Source organism: Streptomyces sp. NPDC048383 (assembly GCF_040651775.1).
In the GTDB taxonomy this organism is placed as follows: Bacteria; Actinomycetota; Actinomycetes; order Streptomycetales; family Streptomycetaceae; genus Streptomyces.
Map to the genome: position 1 here is coordinate 16506 of NZ_JBEZKS010000040.1, position 25912 is coordinate 42417.

Annotated in this window: 29 protein-coding genes and 1 pseudogene; 25 read left to right on the plus strand and 5 right to left on the minus strand. The window is 72.3% G+C overall.

Features of this window, described 5'->3' with window-relative positions:
• Window positions 1-103: 103 nt before the first annotated feature.
• Window positions 104-3646 carry a DNA polymerase III subunit alpha gene (dnaE, locus tag AB0D46_RS25100; protein WP_362880595.1) on the plus strand — a complete coding sequence of 1181 codons (3543 nt, stop codon included), beginning with the start codon at window positions 104-106 and terminating at the stop codon, window positions 3644-3646.
• A gap of 69 nt (window positions 3647-3715) precedes the next feature.
• Here the strand turns inward: dnaE and AB0D46_RS25105 are convergent, their stop codons facing one another.
• Complete coding sequence (locus AB0D46_RS25105; RefSeq protein ID WP_362880596.1) at window positions 3716-3880, minus strand: hypothetical protein; 165 nt, start codon at window positions 3878-3880, stop codon at window positions 3716-3718.
• A gap of 211 nt (window positions 3881-4091) precedes the next feature.
• On the opposite strand from AB0D46_RS25105, the gene AB0D46_RS25110 reads away from it, so the two are divergent.
• The 4 genes from AB0D46_RS25110 to AB0D46_RS25125 all read left to right on the plus strand — a co-directional run bounded on the left by AB0D46_RS25110 (window position 4092) and on the right by AB0D46_RS25125 (window position 8019).
• Window positions 4092-5393 (plus strand): NYN domain-containing protein, encoded by a 1302-nt coding sequence (locus tag AB0D46_RS25110; protein ID WP_362880597.1) that lies wholly within the window; start codon window positions 4092-4094, stop codon window positions 5391-5393.
• 85 nt (window positions 5394-5478) lie between these two features.
• Window positions 5479-6453, plus strand: a complete 975-nt coding sequence (locus tag AB0D46_RS25115; protein WP_362880652.1) for an ABC transporter ATP-binding protein — start codon at window positions 5479-5481, stop codon at window positions 6451-6453.
• Window positions 6450-7223 (plus strand): ABC transporter permease, encoded by a 774-nt coding sequence (locus AB0D46_RS25120; RefSeq protein WP_362880598.1) that lies wholly within the window; start codon window positions 6450-6452, stop codon window positions 7221-7223. Before AB0D46_RS25115 ends, AB0D46_RS25120 begins: the two co-directional genes overlap by 4 nt.
• A 34-nt stretch (window positions 7224-7257) precedes the next feature.
• A complete protein-coding gene (locus AB0D46_RS25125) occupies window positions 7258-8019 on the plus strand; it encodes a hypothetical protein (RefSeq protein WP_362880599.1) in 762 nt (253 codons plus the stop codon).
• A 32-nt stretch (window positions 8020-8051) separates the two neighbouring features.
• Here AB0D46_RS25125 and ybaK read toward each other — a convergent pair whose 3' ends face one another.
• The 3 genes from ybaK to AB0D46_RS25140 form a co-directional block, all read right to left on the minus strand.
• Window positions 8052-8549, minus strand: coding sequence for a Cys-tRNA(Pro) deacylase (gene ybaK, locus AB0D46_RS25130; protein ID WP_362880600.1), 498 nt, complete (start codon window positions 8547-8549; stop codon window positions 8052-8054).
• Between the two features lie 63 nt (window positions 8550-8612).
• The gene (locus tag AB0D46_RS25135; protein WP_362880601.1) at window positions 8613-9353 is read right to left on the minus strand and encodes an LON peptidase substrate-binding domain-containing protein; all 741 of its coding nucleotides are present in this window, start codon (window positions 9351-9353) and stop codon (window positions 8613-8615) included.
• Window positions 9354-9387: 34 nt separating this feature from the next.
• Window positions 9388-10965 carry an oxidoreductase gene (locus tag AB0D46_RS25140; RefSeq protein ID WP_362880653.1) on the minus strand — a complete coding sequence of 526 codons (1578 nt, stop codon included), beginning with the start codon at window positions 10963-10965 and terminating at the stop codon, window positions 9388-9390.
• 134 nt (window positions 10966-11099) lie between these two features.
• Here AB0D46_RS25140 and hisD point away from each other — a divergent pair, with 134 nt between their 5' ends.
• From hisD to AB0D46_RS25190, 10 genes and pseudogenes are all read left to right on the plus strand, one after another.
• Complete coding sequence (gene hisD, locus AB0D46_RS25145) at window positions 11100-12422, plus strand: histidinol dehydrogenase (protein ID WP_362880602.1); 1323 nt, start codon at window positions 11100-11102, stop codon at window positions 12420-12422.
• Window positions 12419-13528 carry a histidinol-phosphate transaminase gene (locus AB0D46_RS25150; RefSeq protein WP_362880603.1) on the plus strand — a complete coding sequence of 370 codons (1110 nt, stop codon included), beginning with the start codon at window positions 12419-12421 and terminating at the stop codon, window positions 13526-13528. The genes hisD and AB0D46_RS25150 overlap by 4 nt, the downstream gene beginning before the upstream one ends.
• On the plus strand, window positions 13525-14118 hold the full coding sequence (hisB, locus tag AB0D46_RS25155) for an imidazoleglycerol-phosphate dehydratase HisB (protein ID WP_215035049.1): 594 nt from the start codon (window positions 13525-13527) through the stop codon (window positions 14116-14118). The genes AB0D46_RS25150 and hisB overlap by 4 nt, the downstream gene beginning before the upstream one ends.
• Before the next feature lie 2 nt (window positions 14119-14120).
• Complete coding sequence (locus tag AB0D46_RS25160; RefSeq protein ID WP_281205974.1) at window positions 14121-14288, plus strand: hypothetical protein; 168 nt, start codon at window positions 14121-14123, stop codon at window positions 14286-14288.
• A 5-nt stretch (window positions 14289-14293) separates the two neighbouring features.
• Window positions 14294-14935 (plus strand): imidazole glycerol phosphate synthase subunit HisH, encoded by a 642-nt coding sequence (hisH, locus tag AB0D46_RS25165; RefSeq protein ID WP_362880604.1) that lies wholly within the window; start codon window positions 14294-14296, stop codon window positions 14933-14935.
• On the plus strand, window positions 14935-15675 hold the full coding sequence (gene priA / locus AB0D46_RS25170) for a bifunctional 1-(5-phosphoribosyl)-5-((5-phosphoribosylamino)methylideneamino)imidazole-4-carboxamide isomerase/phosphoribosylanthranilate isomerase PriA (RefSeq protein ID WP_362880605.1): 741 nt from the start codon (window positions 14935-14937) through the stop codon (window positions 15673-15675). The genes hisH and priA overlap by 1 nt, the downstream gene beginning before the upstream one ends.
• Window positions 15672-16052, plus strand: a complete 381-nt coding sequence (locus AB0D46_RS25175; protein WP_362880606.1) for a RidA family protein — start codon at window positions 15672-15674, stop codon at window positions 16050-16052. Before priA ends, AB0D46_RS25175 begins: the two co-directional genes overlap by 4 nt.
• Window positions 16049-16804 carry an imidazole glycerol phosphate synthase subunit HisF gene (gene hisF / locus AB0D46_RS25180; protein ID WP_362880607.1) on the plus strand — a complete coding sequence of 252 codons (756 nt, stop codon included), beginning with the start codon at window positions 16049-16051 and terminating at the stop codon, window positions 16802-16804. Before AB0D46_RS25175 ends, hisF begins: the two co-directional genes overlap by 4 nt.
• Window positions 16805-16858: 54 nt before the next feature.
• Window positions 16859-16987 (plus strand): annotated as a pseudogene (locus tag AB0D46_RS25185) (MFS transporter); the annotation flags it as partial.
• A 19-nt stretch (window positions 16988-17006) separates the two neighbouring features.
• The gene (locus AB0D46_RS25190; RefSeq protein ID WP_362880608.1) at window positions 17007-17150 is read left to right on the plus strand and encodes a hypothetical protein; all 144 of its coding nucleotides are present in this window, start codon (window positions 17007-17009) and stop codon (window positions 17148-17150) included.
• 32 nt (window positions 17151-17182) lie between these two features.
• Here the strand turns inward: AB0D46_RS25190 and AB0D46_RS25195 are convergent, their stop codons facing one another.
• Window positions 17183-17815, minus strand: a complete 633-nt coding sequence (locus AB0D46_RS25195) for a TIGR03085 family metal-binding protein (protein WP_362880609.1) — start codon at window positions 17813-17815, stop codon at window positions 17183-17185.
• Between the two features lie 84 nt (window positions 17816-17899).
• On the opposite strand from AB0D46_RS25195, the gene hisI reads away from it, so the two are divergent.
• The 10 genes from hisI (at window position 17900) to AB0D46_RS25245 (ending at window position 25837) form a co-directional block, all read left to right on the plus strand.
• A complete protein-coding gene (gene hisI / locus AB0D46_RS25200) occupies window positions 17900-18280 on the plus strand; it encodes a phosphoribosyl-AMP cyclohydrolase (RefSeq protein WP_362880610.1) in 381 nt (126 codons plus the stop codon).
• Between the two features lie 11 nt (window positions 18281-18291).
• Window positions 18292-19782, plus strand: coding sequence for an anthranilate synthase component I (locus AB0D46_RS25205; RefSeq protein WP_362880611.1), 1491 nt, complete (start codon window positions 18292-18294; stop codon window positions 19780-19782).
• A gap of 14 nt (window positions 19783-19796) precedes the next feature.
• Window positions 19797-20435, plus strand: a complete 639-nt coding sequence (locus AB0D46_RS25210) for a TIGR02234 family membrane protein (RefSeq protein ID WP_362880612.1) — start codon at window positions 19797-19799, stop codon at window positions 20433-20435.
• Window positions 20436-20514: 79 nt separating this feature from the next.
• Entirely contained in the window at window positions 20515-20766 is a 252-nt protein-coding gene (locus AB0D46_RS25215) for an HGxxPAAW family protein (RefSeq protein WP_362880613.1), read from the plus strand.
• An 89-nt stretch (window positions 20767-20855) separates the two neighbouring features.
• Window positions 20856-21335, plus strand: a complete 480-nt coding sequence (locus tag AB0D46_RS25220; RefSeq protein ID WP_362880614.1) for a DUF2752 domain-containing protein — start codon at window positions 20856-20858, stop codon at window positions 21333-21335.
• A gap of 170 nt (window positions 21336-21505) precedes the next feature.
• Complete coding sequence (gene trpC / locus AB0D46_RS25225) at window positions 21506-22315, plus strand: indole-3-glycerol phosphate synthase TrpC (RefSeq protein WP_362880615.1); 810 nt, start codon at window positions 21506-21508, stop codon at window positions 22313-22315.
• An 8-nt stretch (window positions 22316-22323) separates the two neighbouring features.
• On the plus strand, window positions 22324-22533 hold the full coding sequence (locus AB0D46_RS25230) for a tryptophan synthase subunit(beta) (RefSeq protein WP_281205961.1): 210 nt from the start codon (window positions 22324-22326) through the stop codon (window positions 22531-22533).
• A gap of 210 nt (window positions 22534-22743) precedes the next feature.
• Window positions 22744-23997: a tryptophan synthase subunit beta gene (gene trpB, locus AB0D46_RS25235; protein WP_362880616.1), complete on the plus strand. Its 1254-nt coding sequence runs from the start codon at window positions 22744-22746 to the stop codon at window positions 23995-23997.
• Window positions 23994-24809: a tryptophan synthase subunit alpha gene (gene trpA, locus AB0D46_RS25240; RefSeq protein WP_362880617.1), complete on the plus strand. Its 816-nt coding sequence runs from the start codon at window positions 23994-23996 to the stop codon at window positions 24807-24809. The genes trpB and trpA overlap by 4 nt, the downstream gene beginning before the upstream one ends.
• 95 nt (window positions 24810-24904) lie before the next feature.
• Complete coding sequence (locus AB0D46_RS25245; protein ID WP_362880618.1) at window positions 24905-25837, plus strand: thioredoxin domain-containing protein; 933 nt, start codon at window positions 24905-24907, stop codon at window positions 25835-25837.
• Window positions 25838-25912 lie beyond the last annotated feature (75 nt).

The window sequence follows — 25912 nt, forward strand, 5'->3', positions numbered from 1 at the left end:
GCTCTGCAACGGATGACCGTACCCGTCGGTGCCCGTGATCTGTCACCCGCCCGACGTAGACTTCGGGGCTGCCCCCCTCACTCCCGGCCGGAGGACTCCCACTGTGACCAAGCCGCCGTTCACGCACCTGCACGTCCACACCCAGTACTCGCTGCTGGACGGTGCCGCGCGGCTGAAGGACATGTTCAACGCGTGCAACGAGATGGGCATGACGCACATTGCGATGTCCGACCACGGCAACCTGCACGGGGCCTACGACTTCTTCCACACCGCCCAGAAGGCCGGGATCACGCCGATCATCGGCATCGAGGCGTACGTCGCCCCCGAGTCCCGCCGCAACAAGCGCCGCGTCCAGTGGGGCCAGCCGCACCAGAAGCGGGACGACGTCTCCGGTTCCGGTGGTTACACCCACAAGACGATCTGGGCGTCGAACGCCACCGGCCTGCACAACCTCTTCCGGCTGTCCTCCGACGCGTACGCCGAGGGCTGGCTCACGAAGTGGCCGCGCATGGACAAGGAGACGATCTCCAAGTGGTCGGAAGGCCTGATCGCCTCCACCGGCTGCCCGTCCGGCGAGGTGCAGACGAGGCTGCGGCTCGGCCAGTTCGACGAGGCCGTGCAGGCCGCCTCCGACTACAAGGACATCTTCGGCGAGGGACGCTACTTCCTGGAGCTGATGGACCACGGCATCGAGATCGAGCGCCGGGTCCGCGACGGGCTCCTGGAGATCGGCAAGAAGCTCGGCATCCCGCCGCTGGTGACGAACGACTCCCACTACACGTACGCGAGCGAGTCCGTCGCCCACGACGCCCTGCTCTGCATCCAGACCGGCAAGAACCTCTCGGACCCGGACCGCTTCCGCTTCGACGGCACCGGCTACTACCTGAAGTCGACCGACGAGATGTACGCCATCGACTCCTCGGACGCCTGGCAGGAGGGCTGCGCCAACACGCGGCTGATCGCGGACCAGGTCGACACCGAGGGCATGTTCAAGTTCCGGAACCTGATGCCGAAGTTCGACATCCCGGACGGCTACACCGAGGTCAGCTGGTTCCGCGAGGAGACCATGCGCGGCATGCACCGCCGCTACCCGGGAGGCATCCCGGAGGACCGGATGCGGCAGGCCGAGTACGAGATGGACACCATCATCTCGATGGGCTTCCCCGGCTACTTCCTCGTCGTCGCCGACTTCATCATGTGGGCGAAGAACCAGGGCATCGCGGTCGGCCCCGGCCGAGGCTCCGCGGCCGGCTCGATCGTCGCGTACGCCATGGGCATCACCGACCTCGACCCGATCACCCACGGCCTGATCTTCGAGCGCTTCCTGAACCCCGAGCGCGTCTCCATGCCCGATGTCGACATCGACTTCGACGAGCGCAGGCGCGTCGAGGTGATCCGGTACGTGACCGACAAGTACGGCGCCGACAAGGTCGCCATGATCGGCACGTACGGCACCATCAAGGCCAAGAACGCGATCAAGGACTCCGCCCGCGTCCTGGGCTACCCGTACGCCATGGGCGACCGGCTCACCAAGGCCATGCCCGCAGACGTCCTCGGCAAGGGCATCCCGCTCTCCGGCATCCTGGACCCGACGCACCCCCGCTACGGCGAGGCCGGCGAGATCCGCGGGATGTACGAGAACGAGCCCGACGTGAAGAAGGTCATCGACACCGCCCGCGGTGTGGAGGGCCTGGTCCGCCAGATGGGCGTGCACGCCGCCGGCGTGATCATGTCCAGCGAGACGATCACCGACCACGTGCCCGTCTGGGTGCGGCACTCCGACGGCGTCACCATCACCCAGTGGGACTACCCGAGCTGCGAGTCGCTCGGCCTGCTGAAGATGGACTTCCTCGGCCTGCGCAACCTCACGATCATGGACGACGCCGTCAAGATGGTGAAGGCCAACAAGGGGATCGACATCGATCTCCTCGGCCTGCCGCTCGACGACCCCAAGACCTTCGAACTGCTCGGTCGCGGTGACACCCTCGGCGTCTTCCAGTTCGACGGCGGCCCCATGCGCTCCCTGCTGCGCCTGATGAAGCCCGACAACTTCGAGGACATCTCCGCCGTCTCGGCCCTGTACCGGCCGGGCCCGATGGGCATGAACTCGCACACGAACTACGCCCTGCGCAAGAACAAGCAGCAGGAGATCACCCCGATCCACCCGGAGCTGGAGGAGCCCCTCGAAGAGGTGCTCGCGGTCACCTACGGCCTGATCGTCTACCAGGAGCAGGTGCAGAAGGCCGCCCAGATCATCGCCGGGTACTCGCTCGGCGAGGCCGACATCCTGCGCCGCGTGATGGGCAAGAAGAAGCCCGAGGAACTGGCGAAGAACTTCGTCATCTTCGAGGAGGGCGCCAGGAAGAAGGGCTTCAGCGACCAGGCCATCAAGGCCCTGTGGGACGTCCTGGTCCCCTTCGCCGGCTACGCCTTCAACAAGGCCCACTCGGCCGCGTACGGCCTGGTCTCCTACTGGACCGCCTACCTCAAGGCGAACTTCCCGGCCGAGTACATGGCCGGACTGCTCACCTCGGTCAAGGACGACAAGGACAAGTCCGCGATCTACCTGAACGAGTGCCGCCGCATGGGCATCAAGGTGCTCCCGCCGAACGTGAACGAGTCCGAGCCGAACTTCGCCGCCCAGGGCGACGACGTGATCCTCTTCGGGCTCACCGCCGTGCGCAACGTCGGCCAGAACGTCGTCGAGTCGATCATCAAGACCAGGAAGGCCAAGGGGAAGTTCTCCTCCTTCCCCGACTTCCTGGACAAGGTCGAGGCCGTCGTCTGCAACAAGCGGACGGTCGAATCGCTGATCAAGGCCGGCGCGTACGACGAGATGGGCCACACCCGCAAGGGGCTCGTCGCCCACCACGAACCCATGATCGACAACGTGGTGGCGGTCAAGCGCAAGGAGGCCGAGGGACAGTTCGACCTCTTCGGCGCAATGGGTGACGAGGGCGGCGCCGACGAGCCCGGCTTCGGCCTGGACGTGGAGTTCTCCGACGTCGAGTGGGAGAAGTCCTACCTGCTCGCCCAGGAGCGCGAGATGCTCGGCCTCTACGTCTCCGACCACCCGCTCTTCGGCCTGGAGCACGTCCTCTCCGACAAGACCGACGCCGGCATCTCCCAGCTGACCGGCGGCGAGCACTCCGACGGCGCGGTCGTCACCATCGGCGGCATCATCTCCGGCCTCCAGCGCAAGATGACCAAGCAGGGCAACGCCTGGGCCATCGCCACCGTCGAGGACCTGGCCGGCTCCATCGAATGCATGTTCTTCCCCGCGACCTACCAGCTCGTCTCCACCCAGCTGGTCGAGGACACCGTCGTCTTCGTCAAGGGCCGCCTGGACAAGCGCGAGGACGTCCCCCGCCTGGTCGCCATGGAGATGATGGTCCCCGACCTCACCTCCGCCGGCACCAACGCCCCCGTCGTCCTGACCATCCCCACCGTCAAGGTCACCCCGCCGATGGTCACCCGGCTCGGCGAGATCCTGCGCCACCACCGGGGCAACACCGAGGTGCGGATCAAGCTCCAGGGCCCGCGCAGCACCACCGTGCTACGGCTCGACAAGCACCGCGTCCAGCCCGACCCGGCGCTCTTCGGCGACCTGAAGGTGCTGCTCGGACCGTCCTGCCTGGCCGGCTAGCGGTCGTCGTACGTACGGAGGGGCGCACCCGGAAGCCGGGTGCGCCCCTCCGTGTACGCGCGGGATGCGTCAGTTGTGGCCGAACTTCTTTTCCTTGCGCTTGTGCGCCATGTCCATCGGACTCGGCGACGGGGAGAGCGACTCGCCCTGCTGGCTCGCGCTCTTGCCCGGGTCCTGCGCCGAGGTGCGCTCCTGGGACTTCGCGGGCTGCTTCTGGTTCTTGTTCTTGGCCATGGAATGCCTCCGTGGGGGTGTAGGGGCCAGGGCCGCCTTCACACTCACACAGCACCACAACCCGCGCATTTTGGATCATTACCGCGCGTGGTGAGCGCCCCGTCCCGGCGGCCCCGAGAGATCCGCCACGCCGATGATCGAGTTCCGGCCTTCAACGCCCGCGCGGTCGGGCAGACTCGGGGAATCCCGATCGAGGACCCCCAGGGAAGAGGTGGAACGCGTGGACCGCTGCGTCGTCCTGGTGGACGCCGGCTACCTGCTCGGCGCCGCCGCGAGCCTCCTCGCGGGGGAACCCTCCCGCTCCCGCATCACCGTCGACCACGCCGCCCTCATCCAGGGCCTGCGCGAGCGCGCCGAGGCCGACACCGAACGGCCGCTGCTGCGGATCTACTGGTTCGACGGGGCACCCGATCGGGTGCCCCAACCCGAACACCGCCGACTGCGCGTCATGCCCCGCGTCACCGTTCGCCTCGGCGCCCTGACCCGCAGCGACGGCCGCTGGGCCCAGAAGGGCGTCGACGCGGCCATGCACGCCGAACTCACCGAACTGGCCCGCAACCGGGCCTGCTCCGACGTGGTGCTGGTGACCGGCGACGGCGACCTGCTGCCCGGCCTGATGTCCGCCAAGGAACACGGGGTCGCCGTCCACCTCTGGGCCGTCCAGGCCGCCGACGGGGACTACAACCAGTCCGAGGACCTCGTCGCCGAGGCCGACGAACGCCGCGTCCTGGACCGCGCCTGGATCACCCGCGCCGTCCGCGCCCGCGACCTCACCGGACTGTGCGCCCCGGCGCCCAGCCCGCGCCCCGAGATCGCCGCGATCCTCTCCGCGCCCCTGCCCGAGGCCGCCCTCGCCGAAGCCGCCCGCAACGGGGCCCCGCCCGCCCCGGCCGCCCCGAACGCCCCCGTGCCGGCCCCCGCCGGCGAGGCCCCCAAAACCGTCCCCACCCCCAAGGACCTCGCCTCGCTGCGCGCCCCCGGCCAGGCCCAGGGGCCCGCCGGGCCGACCCCGCAGGGCACCCCGCCGCCCGCCGGGAGCGCCCTGCGCTGGTCCTCCGACAAGGGCTGGATCGACCGGGCCGGGCCCCTCGGCGAGCCCGCCGAGACCGCCTCCCTGCCCACCCTCGCCCAACTCACCAGCGCCGAACAGCGCTGGGCGGACCGGGAGGAGGACATCACCACCGTCGGCGGCGACCCCTTCGAGGTGGGCCAGGTCTTCGCCCGCCGCTGGATGGAACGCCTCCCCGAAACCGTCCACCTGCAAAAGCTCGCCACCATGTACCCGCGCGTCCCGCACCGCATCGACGGCGAGCTGCTGCGCTACGCCGCCCGCTTCGGGCTGCTCGCGCACAAGGACGACCAGATCGACGAACACGACCGGTACGCCATCCGGGCCGGCTTCTGGCGGGAGATCGACGTCCGGGCCGCCGCCGAGCACGTGAGCGGTGCCCCGGGCCCCGCGAGCGCCCCGCAGCCCGCGAGCCCGAGCACCCCGGCGGCCGACCAGGGGTGAAAGCCGCGTAGGCTGCTCCCTCGTGAGTACGGGCACAGCACAGGCAGGGCACACCGCGGCGGCAGCCGCGGAAGCGGCCTCCGACGTGGTCTGCGCGGTGCGTGACCTGGTCAAGACCTACCCCGCGGTCCGCGGCCGGCGCGGGGCCCCCGCACTCCCCGAGACCCGGGCCACCGACGGGATCTCCCTGACCGTCCGGCGCGGCGAGGTCTTCGGCCTGCTCGGCCCCAACGGCGCCGGCAAGTCCACCCTGGTCCGCCAGCTCACCGGCCTGCTGCGGCCCGACAGCGGCTCCGTGACCCTGCTCGGCCACGACCTCGTACGCCACCCCGAACGCGCGGCCCGCCTGCTCGCCTACCTGGGGCAGGAGTCCACCGCGCTCGACGAACTCACCGTCTCCCTCGCCGCCGAGACCACGGCCCGGCTGCGCGGGCTCGCGCTGCGCGACGCGCGGGCCGCGCGGGACGAGGTGCTGGAGGAACTCGGACTGACCGGGATCGCCGGTCGGCCCCTGAAGAAGCTCTCCGGCGGCCAGCGGCGCCTCGCCTGCTTCGCCACCGCGCTGGTGGGGGAGCGGCCGCTGCTGGTCCTCGACGAACCCACCACCGGCATGGACCCCGTGGCCCGACGGGCGGTGTGGGCGGCCGTCGACCGCCGGCGAGCCGCGCACGGGGCCACGGTCCTGCTCGTCACCCACAACGTCATCGAGGCCGAGACCGTCCTCGACCGGGTCGCCGTCGTCGACCACGGCAAGGTCATCGCCTGCGACACCCCGGGCGGACTCAAGGCCATGGTGTCCGACGAGGTCCGCCTCGAACTCGTGTGGCGCACCGCCCCGCCCCTGGACGTGCCCGCCGTCGCCGCGCTCGCGCCCGCCGCCGCCGAATCGGGCCGCCGCTGGGTCCTGCGGCTGCCGCAGGACGAGGCGCGCGCGGCGGTCGCCGCGGTGACGGGCGGCCCCGCCTTCGCGGCCCTCGACGATTTCACGTTGGCCACGCCGAGCCTGGAGGACGTCTACCTCGCGCTGGGTGGACGGATGAAGGGTCTGGTCAAGTCGTGACCACCGCTGTCGTTCCCGGGGTGCTCGCACCCCGCGCCCGGTTCTTCCCGGCGCTCGCCGCCGTCTACCGGGCCCAGCTGTCCCGGGCCCGGGTGGCCCGGATCCCGCTGCTGTTCGTGGCGACCTTCCAGTCCGTCGGCATCATGATCCTGATGCGCGGAGTGGTGGACGGGGGCTCCGAGGCGCGGGCCGTCGTCGCCGGGTCCTCGGTGCTCGTCGTCGCCTTCGTCGCGCTGAACCTGCTCGCCCAGTACTTCGGGCAGTTGCGGGCCGGCGGCGGGCTCGACCACTACGCCACCCTGCCCGTGCCGCCCGCCTCGGTGGTGCTCGGCGCCGCCGCCGCGTACGCCTCCTTCACCCTGCCCGGGACCCTGGTCACCGCCGTCTTCGGGAGCCTGCTGTTCGGGCTGCCGATGGGCGGCCTGTGGATCCTGGCGGCGGTGGTGCCGCTGGCCGGCGCCGCGCTCGCCGGGCTCGGGGCGGCGCTCGGACTGCTCGCGCCGCGCCAGGAGCTGGCCACGCTGGCCGGGCAACTCGGCATGTCGGCGGCGCTGCTGCTGGGGGTGCTGCCGCCCGAGCGGATGCCGGACGTGATCGTGTGGGCCCGGGACCTGCTGCCGTCGACGTACGGGGTCGAGGCCTTCGCGGAGACCTTCGCCCCGCACCCCGACTGGGCGGCCGTCCTCATCGACCTCGGGGTGTGCGCCGCCGTCGGCGTACTGTCGCTGGCCGTCGCGACGTGGGCGTACCGCCGGGCGGCGGTCCGCTGACGCCGGTGCCGGGCGTACCTGGCACGATGTGGGGGTGACCGAAGCCGTGACCCCGCCGCCGTCCCCGCACGACCCGCCGCAGCCCCCGCCCGCGGCGGAGCCGGCGGGCCGGCCCGGGCAGCCGCACGCCGGGCAGCAGCACCTGGACGAGCCGCACCCCGGACAGCCGCAGCCGCAGGACGCGACGCACGCCGACCCCCGGTCGGACGAGCCGGGTGGGGTCGCCGGGGGCATCACCGCCGCGGACGTCCGTGACGGGGCCGCCGTCGCCCTGGTGGTCGGCGTGGCCGGCGTGCTCCTGGGGCTGCTGTGGGCGTGGCTCGCACCCCGCGCGCAGTACGTCTCCAACGGGGAGGCCGTCTTCCTGCGCGACACCGAGAGCGAGGCGCGGATCGGCGCCGACGGCACCTTCTTCCTGCTGGCCCTCGGCTTCGGCGTGCTCAGCGCGGTCGCCGTCTTCCTGTGGCGTCGGCGCGGGGGAGTCCCCGTCGTGATCGGCCTGACCCTCGGCGCCTGCTTCGCCTCGCTCGCCGCGTGGCGGCTGGGGCTGCTGCTGGGCCCGAGCGGGAACCTGCCGGCGGCCGCCGCCGAGGCGGGCAAGGGCGTCCCGTTCGACGCCCCGCTCCAACTGCTGGCCCACGGGGTGCTCCTGGTGTGGCCGATGGCGGCCGTCGCCCTGCACCTGGGCCTGACCGCGCTGTGGTCCCCCCGGGAGCCCCTCCCGGCGGAGGACTGGGGCACCTACCCGCCGCCGCACGTCCACGTCGACCTGAAGAAGGACGCCCCGCGCGACTGACGCCGGCGCTTCCGGGTGCCACGACCCGCGGTCTAGACCCGGGCGATCGGGGCCAGCACCGCGGCCGTGAGCGCCGTCAGGTCCGCCGGGGACAGTTCGACCTCCAGGCCCCGCCGGCCCGCCGAGACGCAGACCGTCGGGTGGTCGGCCGCCGAGGCGTCCACGACCGTACGCAGCCGCTTGCGCTGCCCGAGCGGGGAGATCCCGCCGCGGACGTAGCCCGTGGTGCGCTCCGCGAGGGTCGGGTCCGCCATCGCGGCGCGCTTGCCGCCCGACGCGGCGGCCAGGGCCTTCAGGTCCAGGGAGCCCGAGACGGGGACCACGGCGACGGTGAGGACCCCGTCCACGTCCGCGACGAGGGTCTTGAAGATCCGGTCCGCGGGGACGCCGAGGGCCTCGGCGGCCTCCTCGCCGTACGAGGGGTGGGCCGGGTCGTGCTCATAGGCGTGGGTGGTGAACTCCACGCCCGCCGCGGTGAGGGCGACGATCGCCGGCGTGCCCGCCGGACCGGCCGGCTTCTTCTTCGCCATCAGTTCGGACTCGTCATCAGTTCGGACTCGCCATCGGTTCGGTCCCGGTCGGTTCGGTCCCGGTCAGTTCGGGCTCGTCGGGGTGCGGGTGAGTTCCACCGCCGGGAGGGACGGCAGGTGCCGGATCACGGCGGTCTCCGAGCGGAGCAGCTTCAGCTCCTCCGCCAGCCGGGTCGCGGTGTCCGGGGCCTGGAGCAGGCGCTGCTTCGCCGGGATGTCCAGTACGGCCGCGGCCGCCACCAGGTACGACACCACCGACGGCTCGTCCGGCAGGTCGGGCGGCGAGGCGAGCGAGCGCTCCCGGGCCCCGGCCAGCCGCTTCTGGTAGCTCCGGAAGGCCCGCAGCACGCCCTCCGACAGGGCGCCCGCGCCGTCACCGGCGTCCTCCGGCAGCTCCTCCAGCTCGGCGACGAGGAAGGGCCCCGACGCGTCGACGGAGAGCAGTCGGACCCGGGTCGTGCCGGTGGCCAGGACCTCGAAGCTGCCGTCCTCGCGCTCCCGGATCGTGGCCGCTTCGGCGACGCAGCCGACCCGGTGGAAGGCCTGGATCGGGTCCGCGCCGAAACCCGCCGCCGGGCCCCGCTCGGGCAGGGCCGTCTGGTCGGGCAGGCCGGGCGCGGTGGGGGCCGCCTCCCGGCCGTCGCGGATCGCGACGACCGCGAAGCGGCGCGGCTCGTCCTCGCCCGACTTCAGCAGTTCGCGCATCATGGCGCGATAGCGCTCCTCGAAGATGTTCAGCGGCAGCACGAGGCCCGGGAACAGAACCGAGTTCAGCGGGAAGAGGGGCAGGCGAACGGTGGTCACGAGGCACAGGGTAGTGGCCGGACGGCCGGAGCCGTCACCCCCGCCTCAACAGCCGTGACGCGCCCGCGGCCACCGTCGTGGCCAGGATCCAGCCCAGCAGGACCAGGGCCGCCGAAGCCCACTGCCAGCCGCCCGCCATCTTCCAGTGGCCCTCCTGGCCGAGATTGATCACCGGCAGCAGGAGGTCCAGCGCGTACAGCGCGGCGTTCCAGTGCGGGTGCTCGTCCGCCTTGACCGGCCGCGGACGGTGTCCGAGGAACATCAGGGTCCCCGCCGCCCACAGCAGCGCCATCCACAGCGCGGCCCGGCCCGGCCGGTAGCCGTAGACCACCGTCCAGTCCTGGAGCAGGCCCCAGGCCCGGGCCGCCGGTGGCAGGGTGGATCGGCGGCGGCGCTGTTTGGTCAGCAGCACCTCGCGGGCCTCTGCGTCCTCCCCGCCGTCCCGGAGCACGGTGGCGAGCCGCTCGTACGGCTCGGGGGAGTACTCGGGGGTCGCCGCGGCCACCCAGGCCAGGCGCCGGGCGAGGGTGAAGTCGCCGCGGGGCGCGACCTTCGCGTAGACGAACCCCTCCATGGACAGCCGGCCCGGGCCCGGCCAGCTCGTGTGCCGGTCGACCAGCTTGTCGACCGTGGAGCCGGAGACCACGACCCGGCCGCGCCGCGGGGCCTCCCCGACGAAACGGAACTCCGGGGTCTGGATCCGTCGCAGCGAGACCTCCTGGTCGGGGGCGAGGTCGAAGCGGGCCCCGTAGAAGTCGACGGAGTCGCCGAAGCGCCCGTCGTCCAGCCGCAGGGAGCCCCGGCACTCGAAGGCCCGGCCGGGGCCGCCGTTCGTGGGGGTGCGGCTCCAGTCGTTGCCGTAGGCCCGGTCGCCGTTCGGGGTGGTGAGGGCGATGGAGGTCAGGTACAGCGTCCGCTCGACGGTCAGGGTGGGCGCGTTCAGGGCCCGCTGCCCGTCCCGGGCGCTCAGCCGCGCACCGCGCAGGCTCATCGAGCCGCCGACCTTCGCCCCGCGCAGGCTGACCTCGCCGTGCGTCCGGAGCATGTCGGCGTGGAAGTCCTGCGCGATGGAGATCCCGTCGGCCGAGATCGCCAGGCCCCAGTCGTCGGCCCGCGCGACGACCCGGCTCATCAGCAGGTCCGTGCCGATCTGCGCGCCCTTCAACCGGATCCCGCGCGCCACCCGGGAATCCACCAGGTGCAGGTCGCCCTCGGCGTGCAGCCGGGCCGCCTCCAGCCGGGGCAGCGCGCAGTTGTGCAGCCGCAGCGTGCCGCAGCGCGCTTCGGACAGCCGGACGTCCGCCTCGAAGCGGCACGAGCGGATCTCGACGTACGGGGCGACCGTGCCACCCGAAAGGTCCAGCCGCCCCGTGATCCGCGCCCCGCGCAGCTTCAGGCAGCCCACCCGGCCCGGCACCGGTTCGGGACCGGCCAACAGCAGCAGCGCCACCACCTCGGCCCGTACCGACCGCTCCGGACCCCACGGCGCCCCGTCGTGCGGCGCCGTCGGCCCCTCCCCGGGGGCCCGGAAGTCACAGATCGTGCCCGCGCGGAAGGTCTCCCACATCCGCCGCTCGGCGTCGGTCAGGTCCCCCGGCGGTGCCTGTGTCATCACTTCGGTCATGGCGGCCCCCCGCTGTCACGTGCGTGTACGCCCACGCTAAGCGGTGCCTGTGACATCCGGGACGCGTATCACTCAGTGATACGGGCGAACGGTCGCGGGAGACGGTCTGAGAGAATTGGGGCGTGATCTCTCGTATCGACCTGCGCGGTGACACCCTCCCCGAGGGTGGCGCCCTGCGCGATCTGCTGCCCCGTGCCGAGTTCGACGTAGCGGCCGCCCTGGAAAAGGTGCGGCCCATCTGCGAGGACGTCCATCATCGTGGCACGGCGGCGCTGATCGACTACGCGCGGAAGTTCGACGGGGTCGAGCTCTCGCAGGTCCGGGTGCCCGCGGAGGCCGTCAAGGCCGCCCTGGAGCAGCTGGATCCGGCCGTCCGCGCCGCCCTGGAGGAGTCGATCCGGCGGGCCCGGATCGTGCACCGCAACCAGCGCCGCACCGAGCACACCACCCAGGTGGTCCCCGGCGGCACCGTGACCGAGAAGTGGGTTCCGGTCGAGCGCGTGGGGCTCTATGCCCCCGGCGGCCGCTCCGTGTACCCGTCCTCCGTCGTGATGAACGTCGTCCCGGCGCAGGAGGCGGGCGTCGAGTCGATCGCGCTGGCCTCCCCGCCGCAGAAGGAGTTCGACGGGCTGCCGCACCCCACCATCCTCGCCGCGTGCGCGCTGCTCGGCGTGGACGAGGTGTACGCGGCCGGCGGGGCGCAGGCCGTCGCGATGTTCGCGTACGGGACCGACGAGTGCGCTCCCGCGAACATGGTGACCGGCCCCGGCAACATCTGGGTCGCCGCCGCCAAGCGGTACTTCACCGGGAAGATCGGCATCGACACCGAGGCCGGCCCCACCGAGATCGCCGTCCTCGCGGACTCCACGGCCGACCCGGTGCACGTCGCCGCCGACCTGATCAGCCAGGCCGAGCACGACCCGCTGGCCGCCGCCGTCCTGGTCACGGACTCCGTCGAGCTCGCGGACGCCGTCGAGAAGGAACTGCGGCCGCAGGTCGCGGCCACCAAGCACATCGAGGACCGGATCAAGCCGGCTCTCGCGGGCCGACAGTCCGCGATCGTCCTCGTCGACAGCCTGGAGGACGGCCTCAAGGTCGTCGACGCGTACGGCGCCGAGCACCTGGAGATCCAGACCGCCGACGCCGCCGCTCGGGCCGCCCGCGTGCGCAACGCCGGCGCGATCTTCGTCGGCCCGTGGTCCCCGGTCTCGCTGGGCGACTACTGCGCAGGCTCCAACCACGTGCTGCCCACCGGCGGCTGCGCCTGCCACTCCTCCGGCCTGTCCGTGCAGTCGTTCCTGCGCGGCATCCACATCGTCGACTACACGCGGGACGCCCTCGCCGAGGTCACCCACCACGTGGTGACGCTCGCCGAGGCCGAGGACCTGCCCGCCCACGGCGCCGCCCTGAAGGCGCGCTTCGGATGGAAGGTGCCCACCCCGTGAGCTTCGGCATCGACGACCTGCCCATCCGGGACGAGCTGCGCGGCAAGACCCCGTACGGCGCCCCGCAGCTCGACGTCCCCGTCCAGCTGAACACCAACGAGAATCCGTACGAGCTGCCCGCCGCACTCGTCGCCCGCATCGCCGAACGCGTCGCCGAGGCCGCCCGCACCCTCAACCGCTACCCCGACCGGGACGCGGTCGAGCTGCGCACCGAGCTCGCCGCCTACCTCACCCGTACCGGCAAGCACCCCGTCGCGCGGGAGAACGTCTGGGCGGCCAACGGCTCCAACGAGGTCCTCCAGCAGCTGCTGCAGACCTTCGGCGGGCCCGGCCGCACCGCGATCGGCTTCGAGCCCTCGTACTCGATGCACGCGCTGATCGCCCGCGGCACCGGAACGGACTGGATCTCCGGCCCGCGCCGCGCGGACTTCACCATCGACCTCGAAGCGGCGGAGCGGGCGATCGCCGAGCACGCCCCCGACGTCGTCTTCATCACCTCGCCCAACAACCCCACGGGCACCGCCGTCGCGGCCGAGACCGTCCTCGCCCTCTACGAGGCCGCGCAGGCGGCCAAGCCGTCCCTGGTCGTCGTCGACGAGGCGTACGTGGAGTTCAGCCACCGGGACTCGCTGCTGCCCCTCATCGAGGGCCGCCCCAACCTGGTGGTCTCCCGGACCATGTCCAAGGCCTTCGGCGCCGCGGGCTTGCGCCTGGGCTACCTGGCCGCGCACCCCGCCGTCGTGGACGCCGTCCAACTGGTGCGCCTGCCGTACCACCTGTCGGCCGTCACGCAGGCGACCGCGCTGGCCGCCCTGGAGCACACGGACACCCTCCTCGGCTACGTCGAGCAGCTCAAGGCCGAACGGGACCGGCTCGTCACCGAGCTGCGGGCCCTCGGGTACGAGGTCACCGACTCCGACGCGAACTTCGTCCAGTTCGGCCGGTTCGAGGATTCCCACACCGCCTGGCAGCAGATCCTCGACCGGGGCGTCCTGGTCCGGGACAACGGCGTACCGGGACGGCTGCGGGTCACCGCCGGCACCCCGGCAGAGAACGACGCGTTCCTGGAAGCGGTTCGCGCACTGAAGAAGGAGCAGCAGGCATGAGCCGCATCGGACGGGTCGAACGGACCACTAAGGAGACCTCGGTCCTCGTCGAGATAAACCTCGACGGCACGGGCAAGGTCGACGTGTCGACCGGCGTGGGCTTCTACGACCACATGCTCGACCAGCTCGGCCGCCACGGCCTCTTCGACCTCACCGTCAAGACCGAGGGCGACCTGCACATCGACAGCCACCACACCATCGAGGACAGCGCCCTCGCGCTGGGCGCCGCCTTCAAGCAGGCCCTCGGCGACAAGGTCGGCATCTACCGCTTCGGCAACTGCACCGTGCCGCTCGACGAGTCCCTCGCCCAGGTGACCGTCGACCTGTCCGGCCGCCCGTACCTCGTGCACACCGAGCCCGAGAACATGGCGCCGATGATCGGCTCGTACGACACCACGATGACCCGGCACATCTTCGAGTCCTTCGTCGCGCAGGCCCAGATCGCCCTGCACATCCACGTCCCGTACGGCCGCAACGCCCACCACATCGTGGAGTGCCAGTTCAAGGCGCTGGCCCGGGCGCTGCGCTACGCCGCCGAGTTCGACCCGCGCGCGGCCGGCATCCTGCCCTCCACGAAGGGCGCGCTCTAGCCGTGAACGGCCTCAACACCATCCTGATCGTCGTCGGCCTCTTCCTGGCCGGCGGCGTCTACTCCTTCCAGAAGCAGAAGATGCCGCTGTCGCTCATCATCCTGCTCACCATCGGTTCCGTGATGTGCCTGGCCGCCGGAGTCCTGCGGATCCAGGGGATTTGGGAGTGAGCCCGGTGACCCCCACCAAGAAGGTCGTCGTCTTCGACTACGGCTTCGGCAACGTCCGTTCCGCCGAACGCGCCCTCGCGCGCGTCGGCGCGGACGTCGAGATCACCCGCGACTACGACAAGGCGATGGACGCCGACGGCCTCCTCGTCCCCGGCGTCGGAGCGTTCTCCGCCTGCATGAAGGGGCTGCGCGACGTACGCGGCGACTGGATCATCGGCCGCCGGCTGTCCGGCGGGCGCCCCGTCATGGGCATCTGCGTCGGCATGCAAATCCTCTTCGAACGCGGCATCGAGCACGGCGTGGAGACCGAGGGGCTCGACGAGTGGCCCGGCACCGTCGGCCCGCTGAAGGCCCCCGTCGTCCCGCACATGGGCTGGAACACCGTCGACGCCCCCGCCGACAGCCAGGCCTTCGCGGGCCTGAACGCCGACGCCCGCTTCTACTTCGTGCACTCCTACGCGGCGCACGACTGGAGCCTGGAAGTCACCAACCCGCTGATCCGCGCCCCCAAGGTCACCTGGGCCACCCACGGCGAGCGCTTCGTCGCGGCCGTGGAGAACGGGGCCCTGTGGGCCACCCAGTTCCACCCGGAGAAGTCCGGCGACACCGGTGCCCAGCTCCTCACCAACTGGATCGAGACCCTGTGATGACCGCACCCACCCTCGAACTCCTCCCCGCGGTCGACGTCCGCGACGGCCAGGCCGTGCGCCTCGTCCACGGTGTCTCCGGCAGCGAGACCTCGTACGGCTCCCCGCTGGAGGCGGCCCTCGCCTGGCAGCGCTCCGGCGCCGAATGGCTCCACCTCGTCGACCTGGACGCCGCCTTCGGCACCGGCGACAACCGCGCCCTGGTCGCCGGGATCACCGGCGCCATGGACATCAAGGTCGAGCTGTCCGGCGGCATCCGCGACGACGCCTCGCTCGCCGCCGCCCTCGCCACCGGCTGCACCCGCGTCAACCTCGGCACCGCCGCCCTGGAGACCCCCGAGTGGGCCGCCAAGGCCATCGCCGAGCACGGCGACCGGATCGCCGTCGGCCTCGACGTCCGCGGCACCACCCTCAAGGGCCGCGGTTGGACCAGCGAGGGCGGCGACCTCTACGAGACCCTCGCCCGCCTGGACGCCGAGGGCTGCGCCCGCTACGTCGTCACCGACATCGGCAAGGACGGCACCCTCACCGGCCCCAACCTGGAGCTGCTGAAGAACGTCTGCGCCGCCACCGACCGGCCCGTCGTGGCCTCCGGCGGCATCTCCTCCCTGGACGACCTGCGCGCGCTGTCCGCGCTCGTGCCGCTCGGCGTCGAGGGCGCGATCGTCGGCAAGGCCCTGTACGCCAAGGCCTTCACCCTGGAAGAAGCCCTGAACGTGACGAAGGCAGGCTCCGCATGAGTTCCGTACGTCGTATCTCCTCCGGCGGCCCGTACGAGGACGTCATCGCGTACTCCCGCGCCGTCCAGCTCCCCAACGGGCTGGTGCTCGTCTCCGGTTGCACCGCCGGTGACGCGGGCGGCCCGTACGACCAGGCCATCGCCGCCTTCGGCGTCGCGTTCGAGGCCCTCGCCCAGGCCGGACTCGGCCCCGAGGACGTGGTGCGCACCCGCATCTACCTCACCCACGCCCGTGACGTGGACGAGGTGGGCCGCGCCCACAAGACGCTGTTCGACGCCGTCCGCCCCGCCGCGACGATGCTCATCGTCTCCGGCTTCGTCGACCCGTCGATGGTCGTCGAGGTGGAGGTAGAGGCGTACCGGGAGCCGTCCGCATGAGCCTCGCCGTACGCGTGATCCCCTGCCTCGACGTGGACAACGGCCGCGTCGTCAAGGGCGTCAACTTCCAGAACCTGCGCGACGCGGGCGACCCCGTCGAGATGGCCAAGCTGTACGACGCCGAGGGCGCCGACGAGCTGACGTTCCTCGACATCACCGCCTCCTCCGGCAACCGCGAGACGACGTACGACGTGGTGCGCCGCACCGCCGAGCAGGTCTTCATCCCGCTGACCGTGGGCGGCGGCGTCCGTACCGCCGACGACGTGGACAAGCTGCTGCGGGCCGGGGCGGACAAGGTCGGCGTCAACACCGCCGCCATCGCCCGCCCCGAGCTCATCCAGGAGATCGCCGAGCGCTTCGGCCGCCAGGTGCTGGTCCTGTCCGTCGACGCGCGCCGCACCGCCGCCGGCTCCTTCGAGGTCACCACGCACGGCGGCCGCAAGGGCACCGGCATGGACGCCGTCGAGTGGGCGCACCGCGCCGCCGAACTCGGCGCCGGGGAGATCCTGCTCAACTCGATGGACGCCGACGGCACCAAGGACGGCTACGACACCGAGATGATCGCGGCCGTCCGCAAGCACGTCACCGTCCCGGTGATCGCCTCCGGCGGCGCCGGTACCCTCGCGCACTTCCCGCCGGCGATCGCCGCCGGGGCCGACGCGGTGCTCGCCGCCTCGGTGTTCCACTTCGGCGACCTGCGGATCTCCGAGGTCAAGTCGTCGCTGCGCGAAGCGGGCCACCCCGTCCGCTGAACCACCCGCCGCCCGGCGAAAAACACCTGCCGCGTCCCGCCCGTCACGCCTCATCTGGTCCAGACCAGTTCAGGAGGGGGTGCGGTGGGCGCGGCAGCCGTGTTGCGTGACGGGAACGTCCTGCGGTGGCTCGGGGCGTACGCCGCCTCCCTCATCGGGGACGGGACCTACTTCCTCGCCCTGCCCGAGCCTCGCGTGGGCGGTGGCGCTCGCGCTGGTGACCGGGCTCGTCTGCGGGATCCGCGGCGGCCTGGCCGTCGCCCTGATCCAGACGGCGACCGACCCGGCCCACCTGGGCCGGGTCAGCTCCGTCATGGCCTTCACGGCCGTGGGCGCCTTCGCCTGACCCCGCCTCCCGGCACCGACGTGCCGACCGGCTCAGAGCCCCAGGCGGGCCTGCGTCAGGCGGGACACGGCTTCCTTCGGGCCGTCCAGTTCCACCGCGGCGGCGGCCTGGCGACCGAAGCAGAACAGGGTCAGTTCCCCCGGCTCACCCGTGACCGTCACCACCGGGGTGCCCTTGTGGGCCACCGAGGTCTGACCGTTCGGGCGGCGCAGCACGAGGCCGACGGGGGACTTGCGGCCCGCGAGCCGGGCCATCCGGTCCAGCCGCGACCACAGGGCGTCCGAGAACACCGGGTCCAGCTCCCGCGGCGACCAGTCCGGCTGCGCGCGCCGGACGTCCTCGGCGTGCACGTAGAACTCGACCGCGTTCGCGGCCTCGTCGATCTGCTTCAGCGCGTACACCGACATCTTCGGCGGCCCGGTCCGGATCAGCTGGAGGAGCTCCTCGTACGGCTTCGCGGTGTACTCCTCCATCGTCTTGTCCAGCCGCGCCTTGAGCACGTTCAGCAGCAGGCCGGCCGCCGCGTCCGGGCGCCGCTCCCGGATCACCACGTGCGCGGCCAGCTCCCGCGTCCGCCAGCCGGCGCACAGGGTCGGGGCCTCCGGGCCCGCGGCTTCCAACAGGTCGGCCAGCAGCAGTCGTTCACGCTTCGCATGGGTAGACATGGCGGCAAGCCTACGGCCGGAACCGATCGCCCGCCCGCTCATCAGCTGGACAGCGATCCGTGATCGTCGCCCCGACCCGGCACAATGGCCCCCATGAGTACGCCCTCCCTCGACCCCGCCATCGCCGCCCGCCTCAAGCGTTCCGCGGACGGTCTGGTTCCGGCCATCGCCCAGCAGTACGACACCGGTGAGGTGCTCATGCTCGGCTGGATGGACGACGAGGCCCTGCACCGCACGCTGACCACGGGACGCTGTACGTACTGGTCCCGCAGTCGCGGCGAGTACTGGGTCAAGGGGGATACTTCCGGCCACTTCCAGCACGTGAAGTCCGTCGCCCTGGATTGCGACGCGGACACCCTGCTCGTGAAGGTCGACCAGGTCGGAGCCGCCTGCCACACCGGCACCCGCACGTGCTTCGACGCCGACGTCCTGCTCTCCGACGCCTCTCCGACGCCGAATAGGTAGGGTCCCACGCCATGGATCTTGAGACGTTCCGCAAGCTCGCGGTGGACCGCCGCGTCATCCCCGTCAGCCGCAAGCTGCTCGCGGACGGGGACACCCCCGTCGGCCTCTACCGGAAGTTGGCCGCCGAACGTCCCGGCACCTTCCTGCTGGAGTCCGCGGAGAACGGCCGGTCCTGGTCCCGGTACTCCTTCATCGGCGTGCGCAGCGACTCCACCCTCACCGTCCGCGACGGTCAGGCGCACTGGATCGGCACCCCGCCCGTCGGCGTCCCCACCGACGGCGACCCCCTGGACGCGCTGCGCGCCACCGTCGAGGCCCTGCACACCCCCCGCGACCTCGCGGCCGGCATGCCCCCCTTCACGGGAGGCATGGTCGGCTACCTGGGCTACGACATCGTGCGGCGCCTGGAGCGCATCGAGGAGCACGGCGGCGACGACCTGGAGCTGCCCGAGCTGACCATGCTGCTCACCTCCGACCTTGCGGTCCTGGACCACTGGGACGGCACCGTCCAGCTCATCGCCAACGCGATCAACCACAACGACCTCGACACCGGCGTGGACGAGGCGTACGCGGACGCGGTGGCCCGCCTGGACGCCATGCAGACCGACCTGGCCCGGCCCGCGCCCTACCTGCCCACCCCGCTGCCCGTCTCCGAGCTGCCCGAGTTCTCCGCGCTGTGGGGCGGCGAGCAGTACCGGGCCGCCGTCGAGGACATCAAGGAGCGGATCCGGGCCGGCGAGGCCTTCCAGGTGGTGCCCTCACAGCGCTTCGAGACCCCCTGCGAGGCCTCCGCGCTGGACGTGTACCGGGTGCTGCGGGCCACGAACCCGTCGCCGTACATGTACCTCTTCCGGTTCGAGAACGGCTTCGACGTGGTCGGCTCCAGCCCCGAGGCGCTGGTCAAGGTCGAGGACGGGCGGGCGATGGTCCACCCGATCGCCGGCACCCGGCACCGCGGCGCGACCCCGCAGGAGGACAACGACCTCGCGGACGAGCTGCTCGCCGACCCCAAGGAGCGCGCCGAGCACCTGATGCTCGTCGACCTGGGCCGCAACGACCTGGGCCGGGTCTGCGAGCCGGGCTCCGTCGAGGTCGTCGACTTCATGAGCATCGAGCGCTACTCGCACGTCATGCACATCGTCTCGACCGTCACCGGACGCGTCGCCGAGGGCCGCAGCGCCTTCGACGTGCTCACCGCCTGCTTCCCGGCCGGCACCCTGTCGGGGGCGCCCAAGCCGCGCGCCATGCAGATCATCGAGGAGCTGGAGCCCACCCGCCGCGGCCTGTACGGCGGTTGCGTCGGCTACCTGGACTTCGCCGGCGACTCCGACACGGCCATCGCCATCCGCACGGCGCTGCTGCGCGACGGGACGGCGTACGTGCAGGCCGGCGCGGGGGTCGTCGCGGACTCGGTGCCCGAGCTGGAGGACAACGAGTGCCGCAACAAGGCGGCCGCCGTGCTCCGCGCGGTCGGAGCGGCGAACCGCCTCCACCGGGGCTGACGCCGTAGGGGATAGTGGGGTACGTGAGTGCCGTACCCCACCCCCGCACCGAAGCCGAGGCCCCCGAGAGCAAGGCCGGCCGCCGCAGCGTCGCCGTCGCCCTGCTGCTCGGCGCGCTCGGCGCCACCGTCGTCCTGCTCGCCTCCGGCCGTGTCTGGGCCCGGGGCAGCGCCGCCGTCGGCGGCGACCGGTTGCCGCTGACCGCGGAAGGGCAGGCCGTCACCGGCCTGCCGGCGGCGCTGGCCATCGTCGGCCTCGCGGCCCTGGTGGCCGTGTTCGCCGTACGCGGCCGCAGCCGGCTGCTGGTGTCCGGGTTGCTCGCGCTGAGCGGTCTGGGCTCCGCGCTGGCCGCCCTGGCCGCCGCCGACGACCGCCGCACCCTGGACGACCGGGCCGCCACCGCGACGGCGGACACCGCCGCCCGGGTGGCGGAACTGACCCATACGGTCTGGCCGTACGTCGCGGCCGGTGGCGCCGTCCTGATCCTGCTCGCCGGGCTGCTGGCCCTGCGCTACGGCCGGGGCTGGCCCGCGATGGGGGGCCGCTACGAGCGTGACGGCAGCCCCCGGCCGCGCAAACCCGCCGCGATGGACCCGGACCGGCCGGAGGACTTGTGGAAGGCTCTGGACCGCGGCGAGGACCCGACCCGCTGAAGAATCATCCCGCCCGGTGCGGGACAATGTCCCCGAGCGTGCGGCACAGCACGTGAGACAGAGCAACGAGGAGCAACTCATGGCGGGCACGAGCCACGGACACACCCCGGCCGCCTGGACCGGTGTCATCATCGCCTTCATCGGTTTCTGCGTCTCCGGCGCCTTCATGGTGCTGGCGAACCCGCTCGGATTCTGGGTGGGCCTCGTCCTCGTCGTGGTCGGCGGTGTCGTGGGCATGGCGATGCGGGCAGCGGGCATGGGCGCGCCGAAGGCCGCCCACCGCGACCTCGCCGAGGTCATCGCCGCCAACCGGGTTCCCGCCAAGGTTTGAGCGCGGCACCCGTGGACCGGCAGGGACACGGTTCGAAAGGCGCGGCCCGTCGGGCTGCGCCTTTTGTCGTGACCGGCGAGAATCGGCGGGTGGACGCCTCTCGCACCCCCGCCGCCGCGCCGCCTACCCGGTCGCCGCACGCCGCGCCCCCGGCCGCGCCCGTACGGGTCTCCAGGGCCCGGCGGCTGGTCGCGCCGGTGCTCACCCTGGCCGGGGTGGCGGCGGCCTTCGCCTACGTGGGCGCGGTCGATCCGAACGAGCCCCACCACTACCCGGTCTGCCCGCTGTTCCGGCTCACCGGGGTGTTGTGCCCCGGCTGCGGCGGGCTGCGCAGCGCGCACGCCTTCGCGCACGGCGACCTGGTGACCGCCCTCGGGGCCAACGCCCTGGCGGTGGCCGGCTACCTCGTCTTCGCCGCCTTCGCGGCGCTGTGGCTCGTACGGGCCTTCCGCGGCCGCCCGGCGCCCCGGCTCGCCCTCGGGCGGAGCGCCTGGTGGGCCCTCGCCGTCATCGCGGCAGGTTTCGCGACGGTCCGGAATTTCCCGATCGGTTCCGCACTGGCTCCCTGAGGCCGCACGAGGCCTGGAGGAAGGCCTTATTCCGTGTCCAGCCACTGGGAAACGTCGAAGTCCGTGCGGAGGCGGCGGCGACCTGCGGATACCATTTGAGTGCTGACCTTGCAGTGGTACGTGTCCGCAAGGCCGGCCGACCGTCATCAACCCGGAAGGGGGCCGCTCGCGTGAGTGTGCTCGACGAGATCATCGAAGGGGTCCGCGAAGACCTTGCCGAACGGCAGGCCCGCGTCAGCCTCGACGAGCTCAAGGAGCGTGCCGCCAAGGCGCCCCGGGCCAAGGACGGTGTCGCCGCCCTGCGCGGTGACAGCGTCAAGGTGATCTGCGAGGTCAAGCGGTCCAGCCCGTCCAAGGGCGCGCTGGCCGCGATCGCCGATCCGGCCGGGCTCGCCGCCGACTACGAGGCGGGCGGTGCGTCGGTCATCTCCGTCCTCACCGAGCAGCGTCGTTTCGGCGGCTCGCTGGCCGACCTGGAGGCAGTCCGCGCCCGCGTGGACATCCCGATCCTGCGCAAGGACTTCATCGTCACGGCCTACCAGCTGTGGGAGGCCCGCGCCTACGGCGCCGACCTCGCGCTGCTGATCGTGGCGGCCCTGGAGCAGGAGGCCCTCGTCTCCCTCATCGAGCGGGCCGAGTCCATCGGTCTCACCCCGCTCGTCGAGGTCCACGACGAGGAGGAGGTCGAACGCGCGGTGGCCGCCGGCGCCAAGATCATCGGCGTCAACGCGCGCAACCTCAAGGACCTCAAGGTCGACCGCTCCACCTTCGAGCGCGTCGCCCCGGAGATCCCCGCCCACATCGTGAAGATCGCCGAGTCCGGAGTCCGCGGACCGCACGACCTGATCGCCTACGCCAACGAGGGCGCGGACGCCGTGCTCGTCGGCGAGTCCCTGGTCACCGGCCGCGACCCGAAGTCGGCCGTGGCCGACCTCGTCGCCGCCGGCGCCCACCCCGCCCTGCGCCACGGCCGGAGCTGACCCTTCCCATGCCGCCCTTCCGCTCCCCCGTCCGCACCCGACCGGGCCACGGCCCGGCCGGTGTGCCGACGGCGCACGCGCCCCTGGCGCGCGGCTGCCGCCCCCGCGGCTGCCGCGCCCCGGCCCGGCGCGTGCACGGGCGGCGGGTGCGCTACGTGATCGGCTCCGAGCCCGGCCAGGTCAACGGCATGCGATGGCGCGGCGGAGCCGCGCGCTGACGACGGCCCCTCCCGGCCCCTGCCCCTTCGGGTACCGGCCGGCGGCCTCGTACGGCTTCCCGCCCCCGGCCCCCGGCCGCCGGGCGTGAACCGGTCCGTCCGTACGCCCGGAGCCCCCGAGGGGCCCGCCCGGGCGCGGACCGACGGCGCGATACGGAGCACACCTGTCATCCGTAGGTACCGCTTCCGCACCCCGTAGGAGTAGTGGCCATGCCCACCAGCTCGTTCTTCATCCCGGACCCCGAGGGTCACACCCCGAACGCCGAGGGCTACTTCGGCGACTTCGGCGGCAAGTTCATCCCGGAGGCGCTGGTCGCCGCGGTGGACGAGGTCGCCGTCGAGTACGAGAAGGCCAAGAGCGACCCGGCCTTCGCGGCCGAACTCGACGAGCTCATGGTCAACTACACCGGCCGGCCCAGCTCCCTCACCGAGGTGCCCCGCTTCGCCGAGCACGCGGGCAACGCGCGGATCTTCCTCAAGCGCGAGGACCTGAACCACACCGGCTCGCACAAGATCAACAACGTGCTGGGTCAGGCGCTGCTCACCAAGCGCATGGGCAAGACCCGCGTCATCGCCGAGACCGGCGCCGGCCAGCACGGCGTGGCCACCGCCACCGCCTGCGCCCTCTTCGGCCTCGACTGCACCATCTACATGGGCGAGATCGACACGCGGCGCCAGGCCCTGAACGTGGCCCGGATGCGCATGCTCGGCGCCGAGGTCATCGCCGTGAAGTCCGGTTCCCGGACCCTCAAGGACGCCATCAACGAGGCGTTCCGCGACTGGGTCGCCAACGTGGACGAGACCCACTACCTCTTCGGTACGGTCGCCGGCCCGCACCCCTTCCCGGCCATGGTCCGCGACTTCCACCGCGTCATCGGCGTCGAGGCCCGCCGGCAGATCCTCGAGCGCGCCGGCCGACTGCCCGACGCCGTCGCGGCCTGCGTCGGCGGCGGCTCCAACGCCATCGGCCTCTTCCACGCCTTCATCCCGGACGCCGACGTCCGCCTGGTCGGCTTCGAGCCCGCCGGACACGGCGTCGAGACCGGCGAGCACGCCGCCACGCTCACCGCGGGCGAGCCCGGCATCCTGCACGGCTCCCGCTCCTACGTCCTGCAGGACGAGGAGGGCCAGATCACCGAGCCCTACTCGATCTCCGCCGGTCTGGACTACCCGGGCATCGGCCCCGAGCACTCCTACCTCAAGGACAGCGGCCGCGGCGAGTACCGCGCCGTCACCGACGACGCCGCCATGCAGGCCCTGCGCCTGCTGTCCCGCACCGAGGGCATCATCCCGGCCATCGAGTCGGCGCACGCCCTCGCGGGCGCCCTCGACCTGGGCAAGGAACTGGGCAAGGACGGCCTGATCGTGGTCAACCTGTCCGGCCGCGGCGACAAGGACATGGACACGGCGGCCCGCTACTTCGGGCTGTACGACGGCGAAGACGCCGAGGGGGAGTCGAAGTGAGCAACGGCAACATCGAACTGCTGAGCAACACCCTCGCAAAGGCCAGGTCCGAGGACAGAGCGGCGCTCGTCGCCTACCTGCCTGCCGGCTTCCCGACCGTCGACGGCGCCATCGAGGCCGTCAAGGCCGTCATCGAGGGCGGCGCCGACGTCGTCGAGATCGGCCTGCCGCACAGCGACCCGGTCCTGGACGGCGCGATCATCCAGACCGCCGACGACATCGCCCTGCGCGGCGGCGTGAAGATCGCCGACGTGATGCGGACCGTGCGCGAGGCCTTCGAGGCCACCGGCGTCCCGATCCTCGTCATGACGTACTGGAACCCCATCGACCGCTACGGCGTCGAGCGGTTCACCGCCGAACTCGCGGCGGCCGGCGGCGCGGGCTGCATCCTGCCCGACCTGCCGGTCCAGGAGTCCGCGCTGTGGCGCGAGCACGCGACCAAGCACGGTCTCGCGACCGTCTTCGTCGTGGCCCCCAGCAGCCAGGACGCCCGACTGGCCACCATCACGGCCGCCGGTTCCGGCTTCGTCTACGCCGCCTCCCTCATGGGCGTCACCGGCACCCGGGAGTCCGTCGGCAACGAGGCCCAGGAACTGGTGCGCCGCACCCGCGCCACGACCGAGCTCCCCGTCTGCGTCGGCCTGGGCGTCTCCAACGCCGTGCAGGCCAAGCAGGTCGCGGGCTTCGCCGACGGGGTCATCGTCGGCTCGGCCTTCGTCAAGCTGCTGCTGGACGCCCCCGACCTGCCGTCCGGCCTCACGGCCGTGCGCGCGCTGGCGGGCGAACTTGCGGAAGGCGTACGCAGGTCCTGACGCCGGGCGGGCCCCGAGGGGGGTTCTGTAGCCCGATCGGGTGGAAGTGGGAGCGGGGAGGCATGCGAGTGCCTCCCCGCTTCGTTTGGCCGAACGTGAGCGAGAAGAACGACGGTGCGAACCGCGATGCGACGAAACGATCGGCCCGGGAGCGACTCCAAGCGGAGCGCGAGCGGCAGAAGACCCGGGACAAGCGCCGGCGGACCCTCATCGTGTCGGCGGCGGTGGTCGGCGTACTCGGCCTGGCGGCCGTCGTCGGCCTGATCGCGGCCAATGCCGGGTCCGGCGACAAGTCCGCGAAGGCCGGGCCGGTGGTCGCGCCGTCCGGGGCGACCGGGAAGGACGCGCTCGCCATCCAGACCGGGCAGAACGCCGCCCCCTCCCAGCTGACCGTCTGGGAGGACTTCCGCTGCCCCGCCTGCAAGTCCTTCGAGACCAACTACAAGGACACCATCCACGAGCTGGAAGCCAAGGGGCTGCTCAAGACCGAGTACCACATCGTCACCCTCATCGACGGGAACATGGGCGGCAGCGGCTCGCTGAAGTCCGCGAACGCCGCCGCCTGCGCGCAGGACGTCGGCAAGTTCGCCGCCTACCACGACGTGCTGTTCGAGAACCAGCCGGAGGAGGTCGACGACGCCTACGGCAAGAACGCCAAGCTGCTGGAACTGGCCGGCAAGGTCGACGGGCTCGACACTCCCGCCTTCCGCGCCTGCGTCGAGGACGGCACGCACAACAGCTGGGTCGCCAAGTCGCAGGACGCCTTCCGGGCCGGGAACTTCCGGGGCACCCCCACGGTGCTGCTCGACGGGAAGGACATCTTCGCGGACCAGGCCGACCCGCTGACCCCGCAGAAGCTGAAGGCGAAGGTCGAGGCGGCGGCGAAGTCCCCGAGCGGGGCGTCCGGAGCCCCGAAGTCCGGGTCCGGCAAGGGTTCGCCGTCGGCCACGGCGTCCCCGTCCGGAGCGGGAAAGTCCGCCCCGGCGACCGGATCCAAGGCGGTGCCGGAGGGGACCGCGCGGGACTGAGCACGGACCCGGGCGCGGTCCGGAGCGCTCCGAAGCGGTCCGAAGCGGTTAGGAGCGGTCCGGGCCGTGTGTGGG